12 protein-coding genes are annotated in these 20,947 nt (G+C 48.2%); 9 read left to right on the top strand and 3 right to left on the bottom strand.

All coding sequences use genetic code 11. The annotated features are described in order from the left end of the window. Positions 1-2: 2 nt before the first annotated feature. The 6 genes from IT233_13515 to IT233_13490 all read left to right on the top strand — a co-directional run bounded on the left by IT233_13515 (position 3) and on the right by IT233_13490 (position 11,845). Positions 3-1,937, top strand: a complete 1,935-nt coding sequence (locus IT233_13515; GenBank protein MCC7303653.1) for a collagen-like protein — start codon at positions 3-5, stop codon at positions 1,935-1,937. A gap of 39 nt (positions 1,938-1,976) precedes the next feature. Beyond that, complete coding sequence (locus tag IT233_13510; protein MCC7303652.1) at positions 1,977-2,075, top strand: hypothetical protein; 99 nt, start codon at positions 1,977-1,979, stop codon at positions 2,073-2,075. A gap of 7 nt (positions 2,076-2,082) precedes the next feature. Beyond that, positions 2,083-2,439, top strand: a complete 357-nt coding sequence (locus IT233_13505; GenBank protein MCC7303651.1) for a gliding motility-associated C-terminal domain-containing protein — start codon at positions 2,083-2,085, stop codon at positions 2,437-2,439. 4 nt (positions 2,440-2,443) lie between these two features. Continuing rightward, on the top strand, positions 2,444-3,358 hold the full coding sequence (locus IT233_13500) for a type IX secretion system membrane protein PorP/SprF (protein MCC7303650.1): 915 nt from the start codon (positions 2,444-2,446) through the stop codon (positions 3,356-3,358). 3 nt (positions 3,359-3,361) lie between these two features. Continuing rightward, on the top strand, positions 3,362-6,031 hold the full coding sequence (locus IT233_13495) for an OmpA family protein (GenBank protein MCC7303649.1): 2,670 nt from the start codon (positions 3,362-3,364) through the stop codon (positions 6,029-6,031). A 141-nt stretch (positions 6,032-6,172) separates the two neighbouring features. Beyond that, a complete protein-coding gene (locus tag IT233_13490) occupies positions 6,173-11,845 on the top strand; it encodes a PKD domain-containing protein (protein ID MCC7303648.1) in 5,673 nt (1,890 codons plus the stop codon). Positions 11,846-11,901: 56 nt separating this feature from the next. Here IT233_13490 and IT233_13485 read toward each other — a convergent pair whose 3' ends face one another. Next, the gene (locus tag IT233_13485) at positions 11,902-13,182 is read right to left on the bottom strand and encodes a hypothetical protein (protein ID MCC7303647.1); all 1,281 of its coding nucleotides are present in this window, start codon (positions 13,180-13,182) and stop codon (positions 11,902-11,904) included. Next, positions 13,175-13,645, bottom strand: a complete 471-nt coding sequence (locus IT233_13480; GenBank protein MCC7303646.1) for a sigma-70 family RNA polymerase sigma factor — start codon at positions 13,643-13,645, stop codon at positions 13,175-13,177. The genes IT233_13485 and IT233_13480 overlap by 8 nt, the downstream gene beginning before the upstream one ends. Before the next feature lie 208 nt (positions 13,646-13,853). Between IT233_13480 and IT233_13475 the strand changes: the two genes are divergently transcribed. Together IT233_13475 and IT233_13470 are read left to right on the top strand one after the other, a co-directional pair. After that, on the top strand, positions 13,854-18,326 hold the full coding sequence (locus IT233_13475; GenBank protein MCC7303645.1) for a hypothetical protein: 4,473 nt from the start codon (positions 13,854-13,856) through the stop codon (positions 18,324-18,326). Positions 18,327-18,394: 68 nt separating this feature from the next. Then, complete coding sequence (locus IT233_13470; protein MCC7303644.1) at positions 18,395-18,814, top strand: hypothetical protein; 420 nt, start codon at positions 18,395-18,397, stop codon at positions 18,812-18,814. 51 nt (positions 18,815-18,865) lie between these two features. Here IT233_13470 and IT233_13465 read toward each other — a convergent pair whose 3' ends face one another. Further along, positions 18,866-19,504: a WG repeat-containing protein gene (locus tag IT233_13465; protein MCC7303643.1), complete on the bottom strand. Its 639-nt coding sequence runs from the start codon at positions 19,502-19,504 to the stop codon at positions 18,866-18,868. 191 nt (positions 19,505-19,695) lie between these two features. On the opposite strand from IT233_13465, the gene IT233_13460 reads away from it, so the two are divergent. Continuing rightward, positions 19,696-20,685, top strand: coding sequence for an aspartate-semialdehyde dehydrogenase (locus IT233_13460; GenBank protein ID MCC7303642.1), 990 nt, complete (start codon positions 19,696-19,698; stop codon positions 20,683-20,685). Positions 20,686-20,947 lie beyond the last annotated feature (262 nt).

Below are 20,947 nucleotides of genomic sequence, written 5' to 3'. Positions count from 1 at the left end.
CAATGAAACAGATTTTTACTTTTTCAATTTTGTTTTGTTCACTGCATTTGTGCTTTAGCCAGGCGCCGTCCCTGATTCCATATCAGGGCATTGCAAGAGATGCTTCGGGTAATGAGATCAGCGGAACCATCACGGTGGATTTTGCTGTGCATCAGGGAAGCCCGACCGGAACAGTGGTGTTTTCTGAAAGACATACGGCGGTAACAAATCAATTCGGGTTATTTTCTGTTAGCATCGGAGATCCTTCAGCACCGGATCTTACCGGATCTTTCACCACGATTAACTGGTCAGCCGGACCCTATTATCTGGAAGTGTTGCTTGATGCCAGTGGTGGAACAAATACTCTTTCTATCGGAACCACTCAGATGATGTCGGTACCCTACGCACTTTACGCACAAACGGCAGGCAATGGTCCCGCAGGCCCCACCGGCCCCACCGGCCCTGCAGGCGCAACCGGCCCCACTGGCGCAACCGGAACTGTTGGTCCCACCGGTGCCGCGGGTGCAACCGGCCCCACAGGCGCAACCGGCTCCACCGGCGTTACCGGCCCTACCGGATCTTTTTCGCTCACAGGAACCTTTGGTCAAACCATCTATCATGACGGAACCGGATGGACTGCCGCCAGCAATTTATTCAATGACGGAACAAACATAGGAATCAACAATGCCACACCTTCATTCCCGCTAACGATCGGCACCACCACCGGAACAGAAATAGGTTTTTTTGGTATTACCGGTGCCGATATTTATTCCCCGACCACGTTAACGCTGGAAGGGCAAAACGGTGTATCCCTTCATGGGAACGATCTGCTCTTCAGAACCAATTTCCTTGATCGCATTAAAGTAACCACGGCCGGAGATGTGGGTATTGGAACAATCACACCCAATTATAAATTGGAGGTAATCGGTACCGGTCGCTTTTCATCTTCCCTTACAGTGAACAATTATTCATTTCCGGCATCCGACGGAGTGAATGGGCAAACAATGGTCACCAACGGATCGGGCACTTTGTCCTGGACAACGATTACCGGGTTACCGGCAGGTCTCTCGGGGCAAACACTTCATCACAACGGAAGCACCTGGCTCGCCAATTCAAATTTAATCAATACGGGTACGAACGTAGGGATAGGCATAGGAACACCAGGTTACAAATTACATGTTTCCTCAGGCACCTATCCGGGGATACAGGTAGATGGCTCGGATGCTCTCTGGGCAGGAATTTATGTAAATGGTACCACCAACTCAACTCAGCCATTTTATGGGTATAAAATTATGGGAAGCGTAAAGGCCTATTCATTTGTTACCTCAAGCGGTGACTGGATTTTGTCTGTGAACGGAGCTGACCGGCTTTCCGTTCTTGGGAATACCGGTTATATGGGAATTCTGAACACCGCTCCCCAGGCTCCGCTGGATGTAACAGGGTCTATCCGCATGAACGACGGCAACCAGGCGAGCGGGAAAATAATGGTTAGCGATAATACCGGAACAGGTTCCTGGGCTGCCGCCTCTCAGATAACATGCGTAACCCCGCCCGCATGTCAGACGGTGGTGTCTGCATCAAGTATTGCCACCCCCTTCAACAATAATCTGGCAACCTTTGTTAAAGGGTCGGCCAACACTAAAGTTAAAATTACCTTTCAAACACATTTGACTGTAGCCGACTTGTCAGGGAGTAACGGATGTGTTTTTGAATTGAGGATAGACGGCAATCCGGGTGTGAACGCATCGGGCAAGGTCATTTATTTTAAAGACAACAATAATAGCGTGCCCATGTCGGTCTTTGAACCGGTGACGGTGGTGGGATACTTTTCTAATGTGCCCGCCGGAGGGCATGCAGTCCAGTTGTTTGTTTATACCCTGGGAGGCAATGCTACCGGAATTATGTATGATAACGGTTGCTGGAATGCAAGCAATGTTCTTATTGAAGAATTCTGGTGAAATGAAACAATTCCCACTGCTGATTTTTGTCTGGTTATTGTGGTCCGCGATGCGGGCACAAACCATTTCCTCTTCCGTAATAGGAGGAGGCGGAACCGGTGTGAGTGGGAATATGGTACTATCATGGACTTTTGGTGAAACATTCGTGACCAGCCTTACCGACGGAACACGCTGGATGACCCAGGGATTTCATCAGCCGGTTCGCGTGAACGATTCTATTCCCTACTCCGACACATCTGCTTTTATCCCTAACGGCATTACTCCCAACAGCGACGGATTTAATGATTCCTGGGTTATTGACGGAATTGATACTGTCAGGAACACGGTGTACGTGTTTAACCGTTGGGGCGATCTTGTTTGGAAAGCCAGCGATTATGATAATGCATCGGTGGTGTGGAAAGGCGACAACTTCAACGGTGATCGGCTTCCCGTTGCAACCTATTTTTATATCATCAGTACACCGCAGAAGGAATTTAAAGGCTGGATTGAATTATTGAGATAAGGATATGAAACGGATATTCACATTTTGTTCCCTGTTGCTGTTCATCTCCGGATGGTCGCAGCAGGATGCACAGTATACACAGTATATGTTCAATCACCTTGCGATGAACCCTGCTTACGCAGGAACCAGGGATGTGCTGGACGTGGTACTGCAGCATCGTACGCAATGGACCAGAATGGACGGAGGCCCGCTGAACTCGTCCATGGCATTCCAGATGCCCATTGGGAAGAAAAAAGCCGGCGTGGGTGTTGAACTCCTCTCTGAAAAAATCGGACCCAAAAGCATTGGAAGCATACGGGGTTCCTACTCTTACAGAATTAAACTGGGACCCGGAAAACTTTCCTTCGGACTGAAGATGGGTGTGAACAGTTACCATTACGACTGGAATAAAATAAAATACCGTGATCTGAATGATCCGTTTGCAGGGGATAATGGTCAGGATCAGTGGACCGTTATCTCCGCGGATTTCGGAATGTTTTATTACACCAAATCTTTTTACTCCGGTTTGGCGATTACACACCTGAACCAGAATCGCCTTTACGAATTATCCGACACACTCTATAATGAAACACAGGTACCCCACCTCTTTCTTCCTGTGGGCGTGGGAATTCAGCTCAGCGAACATCTCGTGATGAATCCTTCTATTTTACTGAAGGCAACGGTGGCCGCTCCGCTTGACCTGGATGTAAATTGTAATTTTCTTATAGATAATAAGGTATGGCTGGGTGCCGGATACCGGATGGGATACGGAGTAAGCCTGTTGGGTTTATGGAACATCAGCGATCACTTACGGATGGGCTATTCCTACGATTACGGACTGAACCGGATTGGAGCGGTAGGAAGAGGAAGCCACGAATTTATGCTGGGATATGGTATAGGATGGAATACTACGAAAACATTAACACCACGATACTTGTAGGGAATGAGGAGCCGGAGAATACTATTCATACTGCTGTTTGTCGGATTCTTCTGCGGGATCAGTGCTTCCGCTACGTCTCAGTCGCGACTTCAACGGGCCGACCGTTACTATAATACCTATCAGTATGCGATGGCGGCAAAAATGTACCGGAAGGCCGCCAAAGGGAAGAAAAAAGAGGAGGCGTTGTTCAAACTTGCGGAATGTTACCGCATGATGAATAACTACAAGGAAGCGGAAGCAGTCTATAGCCGCCTGGTTAATATGAAAACCCTTAATCCAAAAGTGTATTACCATTATGCCGAAATGCTCCTGCATAATAAGAAGTACGATGAAGCCGGGGAACAGCTGCGAACCTATCTTGCCCTGGTGCCGTCTGATGAGAAAGGCAAATTGCTGCTTCGCTCGTCGGACGAAATGAAAGCATGGAAAGTTCAGACTGCCGCATATAAAGTATATCCCCTGAAAGATCTGAATACCTCCCTGTCGGAATATTCTCCGGTAATATTCGGAGAGGGACTGGTTTATGCCTCGGAATCAAAGTTAGATCTGGTATCCGGCGGCGCGAACCAGTGGAACGGCAACCCGAACCTTGTGGTGTTTTACAGTAAGGGGAAACGAAGCGGCGACTCAACCGTATATGGTAACGGTACTCCGTTGTCGGTGCTGTTCAATAACGAATCTCAGAACGGCCCTATCGCATTCGCTCCCGATGGAAAGGAAGCCTGTTATTGTAAAGTGAATAATCAGAAAAAGAAAGGGAAAGAGTTCACCAACCGGCCAAAACTTTTCTTTGTGACCATGAATGGAAACCGCCCGGGAGAGCCGGTGCCTTTCGAATATAACTCCGATGATTATTCCGTAGGGCATCCCGCATATTCCAATGATGGAAACATTTTGTTTTTTGTTTCCGACATGCCCGGCGGAATGGGAGGGAAGGATATCTGGATGTGTAAAAGAGAGTCCGGCGGCTGGGGTAAACCCGTAAATCTGGGTGCACCGGTGAATACGAAAGGAGACGAAACTTTTCCCGGATGTGGCCCGGACGGTGTATTGTATTTTTCTTCCAGCGGTCATATCGGTTTTGGAGGACTGGATATTTTTTCCACCCATCTGAAGGAGGGAAAGTGGGAGAGTCCGGCCAATCTGCAATATCCCGTTAATACTGCATCCGATGATTTCGGCATGTGTTTCAGAGACAAGAATCGCGGCTATTTTACTTCCAACCGGCCGGGTGCAGGCGGCGATGATATATACGGCTTTTACCGCATCGCTGAAATCAGCAATGTGAGCGGTAAGATACTCCTGACGAAAAATATCAAAGATGCGGCGGCGAATGTTCAGGTGGCCCTGCTCAATGATAAAAAGGAAGTGCTGCAAACCACCGTTACCGATGAGTTCGGATATTTTCGTTTCGATCATGTTCCTTCCAATAAAAACTATATGGTGATGATCGAGTCGGACGATCCCACCCAACTAAAGGATAAGTATTACCTGGCCGACAATCAGAACCGGATTGTGAAAAAGACAGTGGTCGGGCAAAAGGGTCTCTTTGTTTTTGAACTGCTTCCTTCCGATCTGACCAAACTTCCAAAGCTGGTAGAGGAGGATGCTTTTGTTTCCATCGCCGGCAGCCTGCTGGTGGGAGAAGAGAAGATGCCCCTTTCCAATACCAGTGTAAATGTTAAAAATGAAAAGGGAGAACTGATTCAGACTACTACCACCAACTCGTTCGGAGCATTCGTATTTACTGACCTTCCCACCGACGATAATTACCTTCTCATGATTGAGGAGAAGGATGCCGACCTTAACGGGAAGAAAATTTACTTCGTGAATAAGAGTGGGAAGGAAGTAGCCGTATCACAGGGTGGGTTTAAGTATAAACTCATTCATTCAGATAAAACGAGTCTTTCCCTCTTAATAGTGAAGGACGAGGACCTGCGTATAGACCTGAAAGGAAAGATTCTGGGCGACAACAAAACCCCGTTAACCAATACCAAAGTGCTGGTGGTGAACGAGAAGGGTGAAGTGGTGCAGACCGCCATTACCGATGGTAAAGGAGATTTTGTTTTTGTTTCTCTTCCTGCTGATAAAAAGTACCTCGTACAAATTGATGAGAAAGACGCACAAGTGCTCAATTTTAAAAATCTGGTTGTGGTGGATGAGAAAGGAAAGGTGCTGGGGAACTTTCACCTCTTCAGTGGTAAATTCAAATGGGAGATGCTTCCTACCGAACAGAAAACGCTGGCCAGTATTTATGTAGATGATCCCTGGCTCCAGGTGCAGAAGCTGAAATCAAACACGGAAAAAAAGGATACAATTACCATCATCGAGAATATCTATTATGAATACGATAAGTGGGATCTTTTACCTGAAGCCAGAATTGTTCTGGATAAAGTGGTGCAGGTAATGAAAATGAACCCGGGCATCACCATCGAGATTTATGCGCACACGGATAGTCGCTCCAGCACGGATTACAACCAAAAACTGTCTGAAAAGCGCGCGAAGGCCGCTGCAGATTACATTGCCTCAAAAGGCATTGATAAAAAGCGCCTGACAAGTAAAGGAATGGGAGAGCAGAAAGTGCTGAATAAGTGTAAGGATGGGGTAGAGTGTACGGAGGACGAGCACGCCAAGAACCGGCGCACCGAGTTTAAGATCCAGACAAAAAAGTAAGAACACGTCTTCACGAAATTTAAGTTCGTCGAAGAAATTCAGTGGTTCGTCAGGCCTTAGGTGAGGCCCTATTGCTTTTTCCTTTGTTTTTTCGTTTCTTTATAGCTGAAGAATCAGGTATAGCCCCTAAAGCAAAATCTCATGAGAACTTTTTCTGCCCTTGTAGCAATACTTTCAGTTACGGTATTGTCGTTTAACCTGCACGCCCAGAATTGGGTAGATATGATGCAGGATCCGAACCAGAACTTCTATGACGTTCAGGACGAGTTCGATCAATATTGGTCATCCCGCGATTACACAGAACGTGGAAAAGGATTTAAAGCATTCAAGCGCTGGGAAAATTTTGTCGGACCTCGTGTGTTTCCACATGGAGACCGCACGCAGATGTACACTGCCATGCAAACCTACTACGCACAATGGGCACAAAATCTTCTGACAGAATCGCAGGGACCGAATCCTTCACCCCAAGCCGGAAACTGGACATATATCGGACCATTGACACAGTCGAGCGGAACAGGCGTGGGCCGGGTGAATGGTGTGGTGATAGATCCTAATTCCTCTACCACCTGGTATGTATGCGCACCGGGTGGAGGATTGTGGAAAACAACCAACAGCGGAGGTTCATGGACCATGTGGAACACAGACGGGCTGGCGGCCATAGGCGCAACCCACCTTGCCATTGATCCTACCAACAGCCAGGTCATGTACCTGGCCACAGGCGACGGCGATGCTGCGGATACCTACAGCATTGGTGTTTTGAAATCTACAAACGGGGGAACCACATGGAATACAACCAACCTGAACTGGGTGGTGACAAACGGACGCCGTATAAGTAAGCTGCTCATTGATCCCAGCAACACACAAATTATTCACGCAGCCACTAGCATCGGAATGTATCGCTCCACCGACGGCGGAACAACTTTTGTTCAAACACAGGCTGGGAACTTCAAAGATGCGGAATTGAAACCCGGATCTCCTGCTACTGTTTATGCTGTAACGGCTACCGGTTTTTATCTTTCCACAAATTCCGGAGCATCCTATTCTAACCCATTTAACAATACTTCCGCGAACCGCCTTGCCATTGCAGTAACTGCAGCCAATACAGCCTATGTTTATATGCTGGCAGGCAGTGCTGCGAATAGCGGATTCCTCGCTTTTTACCGTTCCACGAACAGCGGGGCAAGTTTTACTCAGATCACCGTTTCTTCCCCTTCAAATATGCTCGGTTGGGCGAGCGCCGGTAATGATACCGGCGGGCAGAGTTGGTACGACCTCGCGCTGGCTGCTTCCCCAACCAATGCGAACGAGTGTGTGGCGGGTGGTGTGAACGTATGGAGAACCACTAACGGCGGAACCAGCTGGACACTGAATGCACACTGGACCGGAAGCGGCGCTCCTTATGTACATGCTGATCATCACTGGCTGGAATATGTGAACGGAACCACTGTGATGTGCGGGAACGACGGTGGAATTTTCAGAACTACCAATAACGGAGGTGCATGGTCGGATCTGAGCAGCGGATTACACATTGCACAGATGTACCGGTTGGGAACTTCTGCAACCGTGAGTAATAAAAATATCCATGGCTGGCAGGATAATGGAACCAGCAAAAATACCGGTACCACTTTCCAGGCTATCATCGGCGGCGATGGTATGGAGTGTATCATTGACTATAATAATGCCTCGATCCTTTATGGTGAACTTTATTACGGCAACGTACGCCGTTCTACCAACGATGGGGGATCGTGGTCTACCATCGTAAACACAGGTGGAAGCGGGGTGAATGCCAATGGTAACTGGGTAACTCCGTATGTGATGCATCCCACTACCTCCAGCACGCTGCTGATCGGCAAAGCCAGTTTATATCAAAGTACAAACAGCGGAACCACATGGACCGCGCTGGGTGCCACCACCGGAGGTAGCGGAAGCTTCGTGCAGGTTCATTATGCGAAATCCAATCCGTCCTATATATACGCTATCAAACAGAATGCAGTATTCCGGTCTACCAACGGCGGAACTTCCTTTACTAACGTAACAGGAGCGCTGCCGACTTCGGCGGCCATGACATATATCTATACTTCCACAACGGATCCAACACGGGTGTATGTTACGTATTCGGGGTATGTTTCAGGTACTAAAGTGTATATGTCTACCGATGCCGGAGCAACCTGGACGAATTATTCTACCGGCCTCCCTAACCTTCCGGTGAACTGTGTCGTTTACCAGAACGCATCCGCCAACGGTGTGTATGTGGGAACGGATGTGGGTGTATATTATCGCGATGACAACAACGCGACCTGGGTGAACTTCTTTACAGGACTTCCAAACGTAATCGTGAATGAACTGGAGATTCAGTACACACTCGGAAAAATCAGAGCAGCTACGTACGGACGTGGTATCTGGGAATCAGATCTGTTCTCCTCAGGAAGTTCTGCTCCTGTGGCAGACTTTACATCAAACTACACCAGCGGATGCCCGGGAATTTGTATCCAGTTTACCGATATTTCATCGTTTTCACCCACCAGCTGGAGCTGGAGCTTCCAGGGAGGAACGCCGGCCACATCCACTTCCCAGAATCCGCTGATCTGTTACAGCGCACCCGGAACTTATTCAGTGACACTGACCGCAACGAATGCCAATGGCACCGATACGGAAACCAAAACAACATACATTACCATTTCAACCGCCGGTCCTCTTCCGCTGCAGGAAGGATTCGAGCCTTCGCCTACTTTCCCTCCTACCAACTGGATCAATAAGGACGCAGGACTGGATAGCTACGTTTGGGCACGTACTATCGCCACCGGAGGATATGCACTTTCCACCGCGTGTATGTGGTACGACAACTACACACTGAATAGCTCGGGTTTACGAGATGAAATGTGGAGTCCTAAATATGATCTCACCACGGTGAGTACGTGTACACTTAGTTTCGACGTGGCTTACGCGCGTTATGATGCTACTTACAGCGATACGCTGGCCGTTCTGATTTCCACTGACTGCGGGCAAACTTTTACCCAGGTCTGGATCAAAGGTGGTCCAACGCTGGCTACCGCACCGGATAATACCACTGCATTTACTCCTACTTCTACACAATGGAGAACGGAAACTGTTAACCTTAATACGTATACCGGACAACCTACATTCATGGTCGTATTTCAGAACCGTGGTCGTTGGGGAAATAATATTTATGTAGATAACATTAATCTGAACGGTACCCCTGTGAGCGGTCCGCCGCCAACGGCCGTGATGAACGCTAGTTCAACATCTACCTGTGCGAACGGCTGTATCAGTTTCTCCGACGCATCTACCGGTTCACCTACCGCATGGAGCTGGACTTTCCCGAGCGGAACACCGGCCACATCCAATGTTCAGAATCCGGGTTCTGTTTGCTGGAGCACGGCAGGGACCTATACCGTGACTCTTACCGCATCAAACGCCAATGGATCCAGTACCACCACTCAGGTAATCACGGTGAATCCGCAGCCTACTATCACCGTTACTCCTGCCGCACCCAGTTACTGCCAGGGCGGTAACGTAGCGCTGACCGCCGCCGGCGGAACAACTTATACCTGGAGCCCGGCAACTTCACTGAGCGCCACAACAGGAGCAAACGTAACAGCCAGCCCCACGGCTACTACCACATACACGGTAACCGGTACCGGAGGAAACGGATGTACACGAACAGCTACTGTAACGGTTACCGTGAACCCGCTTCCCACCATAACCGTTACACCAACACCAGCCACGATATGCAGCGGTAGTTCATCAAGTGTAACAGCAAGCGGAGGTACGAGCTACACCTGGGCACCCGGGGCAAGTCTGAGTGCAACAACAGGCACTACCGTAACAGCCACACCAACGGTAACCACTACTTATACAGTTACCGGAACTAACGCGAACGGATGTACACGTACAGGAACGGTTACGGTAGCGGTGAACCCATTGCCAACGGTTTCTGTTTCCGCATCGTCCGCAACTATTTGTGCAGGATCTAACACAACACTTACAGGAACCGGAGCCGCATCGTATACCTGGGCACCCGGTGCCAGCTTAAGCGCTACCACCGGTGCATCTGTTACCGCCTCTCCAACAGTGACTACCACGTATACGGTAACTGGAACCGGATCGAACGGTTGTACCCGCACCGCTACACAAACAATTACCGTGAATCCGCGACCTACGATTACTGCAACGCCGTCCACCGCCACCTTCTGCTCAGGCGGAAGTGTTGCTATTACCGCATCCGGCGGCCAAAACCCCAATTCGTATACCTGGGCACCTGCATCAGGCCTCAGCGCCACTACGGGCAATAACGTAACGGCCAACCCTACGGTAACCACAACATATACCGTTACGGGAAGCGCTTCGAACGGATGTACCAACACGGCGACAGTTCTTGTAACAGTAAATCCGCTCCCAACGGTTACTGTAACCCCAACTCCTGCAACAATCTGCAGCGGCAGTTCGTCTTCAATAACCGCCAGCGGAGGAAGTACCTATACCTGGACACCCGGTGCAAGTTTGAGCGCTACTACCGGTGCAACGGTTACGGCCACCCCCACTGTAACCACAGTGTATACGGTTACCGCCACCAGTGTAGCAGGATGTACCCGCACCGCCACACAAACCATAACCGTTATTCCTTCACCTACCATCACCACCACGGTTACTAACGCAACCATTTGCAGCGGCTCAAGCACCAGCATAACTGCCAGTGGTGGCGTTTCTTATACTTGGGCACCCGGTGCCAGCTTAAGTGCTACCACCGGTGCAACGGTTACCGCTACCCCGACTGTTACTACAACGTATACTGTAACAGGAACGTCTTCCAACGGATGTACCCGTACCGCTACAAGAACCATTACGGTGAATCCTTCACCTACCGTAACAGCTACAGCAGCAAATCCGGTACTGTGTTCCACTTCTTCTACGTCCATTACCGCTACGGGTGCCAGCACCTATGCCTGGGCACCCGGAGCAAGTCTGAGTGCTACAACAGGCGCTACCGTAACGGCATCGCCTACCGTAACAACAACCTATACAGTTACGGGAACCGGTTCCAATGGATGTACACGTACCACCACGGTAACGGTAACGGTTACCACCAACCCCACAGTAACAGTTTCGCCTGCTAATCCGGCGTATTGTCCAGGCGGCAATGTTGTACTCACCGCTAACGGAGCCAACACGTATACCTGGGCGCCGGCTACGGGCTTAAGCGCAACTACCGGAACTTCCGTAACGGCATCTCCGACGGCTACCACCTCGTATACGGTAACAGGCACAGCAGGCGGATGTACTAATACCACCATAGTAACAGTGACTGTTTATCCGGCTCCGGCCACGCCCACTATTACTCAGCTGAGCAACGTGCTCACATGTAATCCAGCCTTTGCAACCTATCAGTGGTACCTGAACAGTGTGCTCATATCGGGTGCTACAAATCAGTCGTACACCATTACACAAACCGGAACATACACGGTAGTAGTTACAGATGCCAACGGATGCACTGCTACATCCACCGGCTTTTCTGCGATCTATACTGGAGTGGAAGAATTCTCGCTTACACATTTCAACCTCTTCCCGAATCCGAATGATGGAGTGTTCAATCTTGAGTTTGGTATTTTGGGATCACATAATCTAACCATAGAGATCCAGAATGCGATAGGGCAAACCGTATATTCAGAGAAGCTGAGTACCTTTTCCGGAAACTACAGTCACCGCTTCGACATCACCAGCTTCGGCAAGGGAGTTTATACACTCAGCATCCGAAACGAAGCGAACCAGAGTGTGAAGAAGGTGATTGTTTATTAATTAAGTCAGAATAACAGATTCAGTAGGTCAGGTCATTAAATAAATTTTGGTCTGACCTACTTAATCTCTTCCAGCTTCTTAACGGCCTGCTGCTTGTATTGTCCGGTTCCTTTGCTGATCTCCTCCAACAACGTTTTACCCTTTTCTTTCTCACCTTTCTTAAGGTAGGATAAAGCCAGATTCCAGCGGGCCTCCTCGTACTTTGGATGCTTTGGGTACTTGATAACCTCAAGGAATTCTGCGATAGCCAGATCCGTCTTACCGGTATCCAGGTATGTCATCCCCTGCTTAAAATGTATATCAGTTGTTACATAAATACTATCGGCCATTCCACCGAAATTATACCCCTGATTATTAGTATTACCAGAAGTAGTAGTGGAAGTGTTTGGAACCGTATTATACGTATTGTTGTCCGTTGGCACGATCACCTGGTTAGGGCTTGGCGGAGGCATGGTTGTAACAGTTTTTTCGGGAGGAGCCTTATCGTTTATGGACGCGTCTTTTGTTTTTTCCTTTTGGGATGAATCGCCGAATTTAACGGAACTTCTTTTCTTCTTACCGGCCGTTTTTCCTTTGTTTATTACATTGGGAACGTCTGAATTGGATTTTTTTTGCTGTTTATTTTCTATCTCAACATCCTGCAGGTCGTTGTCTCCCTCCTGCACTGAAGTTTCTGAAGGTGCAGCGTCGTTCTTTTTTAAATCATCAGTCAGGGGAACCTTTGAGTCCGGGCCTGTAAAAATAATATCTTCCGAAGCAGATTTCGGCGCATTCACTTCTTCTTCTGAGACCGTAAACTCTTCTTTACCAGATTCGTTAGTGAATGTGAGCGTACCGGTACCTTTTCGTTCCAAAGTGGAATTTTCTCCCGTACCAGGAGGTGAAGTCAGATTTTCCGGTTTGGGCTCCTCCTTGCCGGTTTCTGTTACCGCACCTCCCTGATTTTCTTCTTTAAGTGGGGACAATTCTTCCGTGGTAACCGGTGAACTGAGATCTTTATCCTGTGAAATAAAGAAATAGCCAAGGCCAAGAACCAGGGTAAGACCTGCGGCCATAGAAACCCAGGTGCGGGTGGTCATACGGACCACCTTTACCTGTGGAGGAGATGTTTGAAGACGTACTTCCTTCTTAATGGTATCAATGATCACCGGAATCTTTTCCCGGTTACGAACAGCCAGCAGCCCTTCCAATACATCGGAGCAAATCTCACACCCCAGCGTATGTCGCTCTACTTTATGTTCTTCAGCAGCATTCAGCTGCTTCCCAACATAACGTAACATCATCTCCTCCGGTATATGCCCGTCGGGTCCGAATAGCTTATGGAACTGATCACTCATTTTTTCCGTTCATACAGTTGGTAAGATTCCGCTTACCGTTCTGGATAAAACTTTTTACTTCGTTCATGGAGTATCCAGTAATCCCCGATACTTCCGTGTAACTCTTTTCTTTTAAAAAGAACAATTCAACACTCATGCGCTGCTGCTCATTCAGTTTCTTTATGCATTCTTCCAGCTGCCGCAACATCACTTCTTTATCCTTTTCACCCTCTTGATGCATGAAAACAGAGGATTCCATAACCGCCTCTTCATCCTTCTTATACTCCTTCAATCTTTCCTGCTTTGATTTACGGCTCCGTAAATACATCAGACAGTGATTCCTGGCCACACTGTGCAGCCAGGATTTGAAGTTCTCAACCTCATGTTTCTTAAGGTCTTCCAGCAATTTCTCAAAAATCAGCATTACTGCATCCTGGGCCTCATCTTCATCGCCGAGGTATTTCATGCATATACCAAAAACCATGACGGTATGCCGCTCAAAGAGAATTCCTACTATCTCGCTGTTATTCAACGACTTATATAGCGCTACCAGTTCGGCATCCGGTAAAGAGCGTATGTTTTGGCCTGTTTCCAAGAGCGATACAAAGATAATCTTTAAAAAAAGAGATGGGGCTTATGGAATTCATGATCCTGGGGCATCAAACAGGCAAAGACACTTAAAAACCAATACCATGAGAAAGTCGTTCATCAAACCCGTTCTTGCCGCAGTAGCTGCCGCCGGAATGGTATGTATGATAAGCTGGATGTACCCCGCCTTGTATCACAGCGCGGCGGACAACTCCTTTACAACTTCACTGAAGGAAAAAACAAGAACCTGGAATGAGCGCGCTCCGGAGGACCGCCTGTATCTGCAGTTTGACAAGCCGTTTTATGAGCCGGGTGAGACCATCTGGTTTTCGGCTTTTGTACGTGACGGGGTTTCGCTGAAACCGAGCACCAAAAGCGAAATGCTTTATGTGGACCTCATGAGTCCGAAAGGAACGGTTGAAAAAACCATCAAAATACTTGCACGCGACGGACAGGGGAAAGGTGATTTTGCAATCAGCGAGATGGCAGCGGGCGGTATGTATAAGGTACGCGCTTATACGCAATGGATGCGCAACTTCTCCTCCGGCACCTATGGGTTCGAAAAAGACATCCAGGTGCAGGACGTTATACTTCCCAACCTGAAAATGAAACTCGATTTTGAGAAAAAAGCCTATGGCCCCGGTGATGAAGTAAGTGTGAAACTAGAGGTGAATACGAACGAGAATAAACCGCTGTCTAACCAGAAAGTGAAGGTGGTGGTGAACATCGGTGGGGAAAAATTTACCGAAGAAATGGCGATGACCGATGTACTGGGACAGAAAAAGATCAAATTCAAACTTCCCAACAAACTCAAGAGTAACGACGGACTTGTGAATATAATGATGGATTATAACGGGAACACGGAGTCAGTATCCCGTTCTATACCCATTGTCCTAAATAACATTAAGCTGGAATTCTTTCCCGAAGGAGGAGATCTGGTGAACGGGATGGGAAGCAAGGTTGCTTTCCGCGCGCTGAATGAATTCGGAAAACCGGCGGATGTGGATGGAGTTGTTCTGGACTCCAAAGGGAAAGAGATCGCATCGTTTTCCAGTTTCCATTTCGGAATGGGCGCGTTTAACATGATCCCATCCGATAAAGAGCAATATACAGTTAAGATTACCCGCCCGGAGGGTGTGAAAACCACGTACAGCCTTCCCACGGTACAGCCAACCGGCTATACGCTGGCCATCAACAATACAAAACCAGGTGAGGTAGGCATCAAAATTAATTCCAATGAAAGCAAGGAACTTTCTCTGATCGGACAGGTACGCGGAAAGATTGTTTACAGCACTGCATTAAAAGTGAAGTCCGGAGAAAATCTTTTCCTGATTCCTTCTTCTTCATTCCCTATCGGTGTGGCGCAGTTTACACTGTTCGATGAAAACGGAGTGGAGGTGTGTGAGCGACTTGCATTCATGAATAAAAAGAAGCAGCTCAACGTGAACATCACAACCGACAAGGAAAAATACATGCCCCGCGAGAAGGTGAATATGACGATAACCGTTACGGATGAACATGGTGCTCCTGCAGCAGCCGACCTGGCCCTTACGGTTATGAACGATCAGCTGAATGCTTTTGCCGATGATCGCCAGGGAAATATCCTTGCGAAACTTCTTTTGGAGAGCGATCTGAAGCAAAAGGTGGAGGAACCTAATTTTTACTTTGATAAGAAAGAAGCGAAAGCGGACCAGGCGCTGGATTTCCTCCTGCTTACTTCCGGTTGGAGAAGATTTGAATGGAAGCAGGTAATCGCCCGGCAGTTCCCTCCCATGTATTATCAGGGTGAACGCGCCGTAGTGAGTGGAGTGGTATACAATGCTTACACCTCACAGCCGGTACCGAATGCTACTATTAAAATGAACAGCAATGGTAATGTATTTAAAACCGATGCTTCCGGACGATTTATTTTCAACAAGCTGGAACTGTTCGAGCCCGTAACCTTTACTGTTGACGCGCCCCAGTACAATGCGAACCAGATGTATGTGAATACCTATAATCCGGCGATGTACGTTTACCTGTATCCGAAAAATAACCAGCAGTACCAGAGCTATTATTATGATGCTGTTCCTTCCTCTGACGGTGATGCTGGTGTAATGGAGCTGGAAGATGTACAGTTTGTACCTGTTCAGAGAGATGAAATGAAAGTGCAGGTACAGCAGCAGAAGAAGGACAATGCCGGAAATGGCGTGAAGAATAAATCGCGCAGTGCCGGTTTTGATGATTTCGCACCCAAAAAATCAGCCCCGGCGCCAATGCCCAAATCCACCACGGTGGTAACGGGTACCGGAAACAATGTACAGGTTAAATCAGGAACGATTGTTGCCTTCGGCGCACCGGATTCAAAGCCGGTGGACCAGAAAAATGTTAATGATCCGGTTAGCGGTAAAGAACTGAAGAAAAAGGGGAAGGCAGAGAAGTTCGGCCCAATGGGAAATGTTTCAGCTACCGGGCTGTATCGCTCCCGCGAATTCGCAGCTCCTCAGTATAAAGACGGTGAAATTCCCACGGTTCGTGAAGATTTCCGCAGCACTGTATATTGGAATCCGGAGGTGCAGGTAGGTGCAAACGGAGTAAAGACAGTTGCATTTTACAATTCGGATGAGATTACATCTTTCCGGGCTGTTGCAGAAGGAGTAGGAAACAATGGCAGCGTGGGCAGAGGAGAAAAAGTGATCTTCACCCAAACTCCCATTGCGATGACCGTGAAAGCTCCCGTGGAAGTGGCTACGCTGGATCAGATCAGCATTCCGCTGACCCTGAAGAATAACACAGCCAAGCCTGTGTCCGGTATGCTCCGCTTTACGGCACCTGAGGGAATGAAACTGATGGGCTCCGTAACCGAACTGCAAACCATTGCTCCCGGTAAAGCTAAAACGGTGTTACTTCAGTATGAGGTGGGCAGCGATGCCCGAAGCGGAAACCTGAGCGTGGAATTCAGCGCTTGTGGAATGAAAGATGCATTCTCACAACCAATCACTATTGTAGCTAAAGGATTCCCGGTGGCGGTTTCTTATAACGGAACAGACAGAAACGGGCAGTTCAAACTCGATATCCGGAATATGATCAAAGGATCTCTTCGTGTGAAATTTGCCGCTTTCCCGTCGGTAGTGGGAGATATTCTGACCGGGCTGGACGGTATTCTTCGCGAGCCGCATGGATGCTTCGAGCAAACATCCATGAGTTCCTGGCCGAATACCATGGTGCTGGATTATTACCAGAATACCGATGAGAAGAATACAGAGACAATGCAAAAAGCAGCCGACCTTCTCAAAAGAGGTTACAGCCGCCTGGTCACTTTTGAAACAAATGCAAAAGGATACCAGTGGTTCGGACAGGCTCCCGCTCACGAAGGGCTTACCGCTTACGGCATAATGCAGTTCAGCGATATGCAGAGAGTAGGCGCAGAAGTGGACAAGGACATGCTGAAGCGTACTTCTGATTGGCTGATGGAACAGCGCGATGGAAACGGTGGGTATCGCCGTAACACTACGGCGTATCACGCCTTCGGTTCGATCAGCCCTGAAGTGATGAACGGATATATTACCTACGCCCTGGCGGAATCCGGATATTCCAATATGGAAAAAGAGGTGAATGCTTCGTATAAAAATGCCATGGAAAGCAAGGACCCTTACCAGCTGGCACTTATTGCCAACACGTTGGGCGCAAATAAGGATTCACGGTATAACCATGTGATGCAGGAGCTCCTTAAAACTCAGAAGAGCGATGGTAGCTTCTCCGGATCCACACATAGCATCACACATTCCACCGGTCAGTCGCTGACCATCGAGACCACCTCTTTGGCAATCATTGCGATGCTGAAGGATCCGGGCGGTTCATACAGCGGCAACCTGATCAACAGCGTTAAGTGGCTGGCTTCCAGCCGCAATTCCTACGGAACATTTGGTAATACCCAGGGAACGGTACTGGCTCTTAAAGCGATGACCGAGTATGCAAAAAAGTCTAAAAAAGCTAAAGAGGGCGGAACAATTGAGCTTTATGTAGATGGCAGGAAAGTTGATGAGGTGAAGTATGAGGCCGGACAGGAAGGAACTATTGAAATGGACGGACTGGAGAAGTACATCACCAAAGGCAACGAGGATATCAAAGTGAAATTCACCGACACCAAAGAATCACTTCCTTACACGGTATCTGTTGAATACAGCACCTCACTTCCCAACAGCAACAAGGAGTGTGTAATTGATCTGGATGTAAAAATCAGCGAGAAGACCGTAAAACAGGGCGAGACAGTAAGGCTGAAGGCTACCGTGAAGAACCTGAAAAAAGAAGGCGTACCCAGCACGATGGTAGTAGTGGGAATACCTGCCGGATTCAGTGTTCAGCCCTGGCAGCTGAAGGAAATGCAGGAGAAGAAGATGTTCGATTATTACGAGATCATTGGTAATAAACTTGCGATCTACTATACCGGAATGGCTCCGGAAGCCGTAAAAGAACTCAACTTTGATCTGAAAGCAGAGATCCCCGGCACGTACGAAGCTCCTGCTTCCGCGGCCTATCTCTACTACACGAATGAATTTAAAACCTGGACCAATTACGGAACAGTAACCATTAACTAAACAACCAGTGCTCTGCACCCTTCCCTTGAAAAAAGGGGAGGGTGGGAGAGCATAAAAGCAGCATAATCATGAAGAACACACTCACAATCATCGCAGTACTTTTCACCTGTTGCCTCGCAGCGCAGAACCTCAATCCGCAATACCAGAATCCGCTTCCGCAACAGATGCAGCAGCAGATTCTCAATGTAAATAATAATCCGGTGAACAATGAGGATAACAACGACCGGAATGTGGTAAATCAGCAGGACTGGAACGAAGAGCAGCCGCAGGTGAATAAAGAGGAGCAACAAGAGAAACCCTGCCCGGATTGTGATAAAATCAAGAAGTCAAAGCGTGAAAATTACGGGAATAATTATGCCGGTAATTACAATGGCGGGGCAAAGAAATTCAAGCGGAGAAAAACCTGGAAGCGCATATGTTATAACCTCAGCCACCGCACGGGCATGAAAAAATCTAAAAGCAATTACAGCGTGTGTTTTAACTGGTGATACGGAAACATTCCCATGCTGCCCGGCCCTGCGGAAACCCGCGGGGCTTTTTTAATAGGGTGCCTTAATGGGAATGCGCTCCGGCTTCCGGATATGCATTTTGTACCACTTGCCATCCTGCTGAATAGTAATGGAGTCGTTGTCGAAGTGCAGCAAGGCCTGGTATTCTGCCGGAATCACCATTTTCCCGGTTTTATCCATCATTCCCCATTTGCCGCCTTCCATTTTCCAATGTTCCTCATCAATAGGAACCTGGGAGCAGCCCAGGCATACGCTGGTAAGTCCGGCTTTAAAGGGAGTGGCGAAATCCCAGTTGGCGGGAATCACTTTCTGTCCGCGGGTATTAAAAAACCCCATTTTGCCATTGTCAATGAAGCGGGCGAGTCCTTCTTCGAAGTAATCAGGACCATTATCATACACCACCGGAGTGAGAAGGTAGTTCCCTTTCCGGTCAATAATGCTCCAGCCGGAACTATCGGTTACTGCCGTAACAAGGCTGGTATCAAAGTCGTAGGCGAAGTCGTACCGGGCAGGGATGATCACTCCCAGCGAATCACGGAAGCCGTACTTACCGTCTTTTTCAAATACTTCCGGTTTACGGTCTCCGGAGACCTCGTTCTGTTGAACCGGGGTTTCGCAGGAACAATAAAGAAGTGTGAGGAGCAGGATGGGGCAGAAGATCTTTCTCATGGCTTATTAAAGGTCTGAATTTTTTTGCCGTGAGGTGAAAATAATAGATATTTGCCGTCGAAATGAGTACGATGATGTATAAAAAGTGTAAGAAAGCCTTTCCTCCGGGGTAGGACCTGTACATGGTATATGTCATAGAGGCCCTTCCCGTAAAGAAGGGTTTTTTTATGTAAGGAATTAAAACAAGATTCATGAAAATCGCCGTTGTAGGAGCTACCGGGCTCGTAGGTACCAAAATGATGCAAGTGCTGGAGGAAAGAAATTTCCCCGTAATGGAGTTCTTTCCTGTAGCCTCCGAAAAAAGTGTAGGGAAGGAGGTAACATTCAAAGGCAAGACGTATAAGGTTATTGGGATGGACGAGGCGATCAGGTGCAAACCTGACATCGCTATTTTTTCTGCTGGGGGCGGTACTTCTACCGAGTGGGCGCCGAAGTTTGCAGCGGCAGGCATCACAGTGGTGGATAACTCCTCCGCCTGGCGAATGGATCCCACCAAGAAACTGGTGGTGCCGGAGATCAACGCGGATGTGCTGGGGAAAGAGGATAAGATCATTGCTAATCCGAATTGCTCCACCATTCAAATGGTGGTGGCATTGAACCCCCTTCATCAGAAATATAAGGTCAGGCGCATTGTAGTTTCAACCTACCAGAGCGTGACAGGAACAGGCAAGAAGGCGGTGGATCAGCTAATGAACGAGCGTAAAGGAGTGAAGGGAGAAATGGCCTATGCGTATCCCATTGACCTGAATCTGCTTCCGCAAATTGATGTATTCCTGGACAACGGCTACACGAAAGAGGAGATGAAGATGGTGAATGAAACGAAGAAGATCATGCGTGATGATACTATTCGTGTTACGGCCACTACCGTGCGGGTGCCGGTGATGGGCGGGCACAGCGAGAGTGTGAATATAGAATTTGAAAAGAATTTTGACCTCGAAGAAGTACGGCAACTATTGGCATCTTCGCCGGGAATAATAGTGGTAGACGATATAAGGAATTTAAAATACCCGATGCCCATAGACGCGTACGACAGGGATGAAGTTTTTGTTGGAAGATTACGCCGCGACGAAACCCAGCCCAATACCCTTAACATGTGGGTGGTGTCTGACAACCTCCGCAAGGGTGCCGCTACAAATGCGGTTCAGATCGCGGAGTATTTGGTGGAGAAGGGGTTGGTGTAGTTTTTCATCTTTAATCCTTTTTAGAGTCTCTGTAAACTTTTTTTATTTCAGGTCTCTATTCTGCATCCCTTGCACTTCCCCTTCCGGTTTTGTATCATTGCTTAAATCTTCCGGTTATGGGAAATGTAAAATTCACCCCCCCTGTGTAATTATCAGAAAATCAGCGCTCTACCTAATTAGTAGCTTGGTGATGCTGTTTTCCTCTCTTTATTCAAAAGCAAATACAGCCCCATCTTGCAGCGGTGGGTTTATTCTGGGCAAT

The sequence above is a fragment of the Bacteroidia bacterium genome, from assembly GCA_020852255.1.
Lineage (GTDB): Bacteria > Bacteroidota > Bacteroidia > JADZBD01 > JADZBD01 > JADZBD01.
Note: the sequence above shows the minus strand (reverse complement) of the source record. Positions and strands in the feature narration are given on the sequence as shown.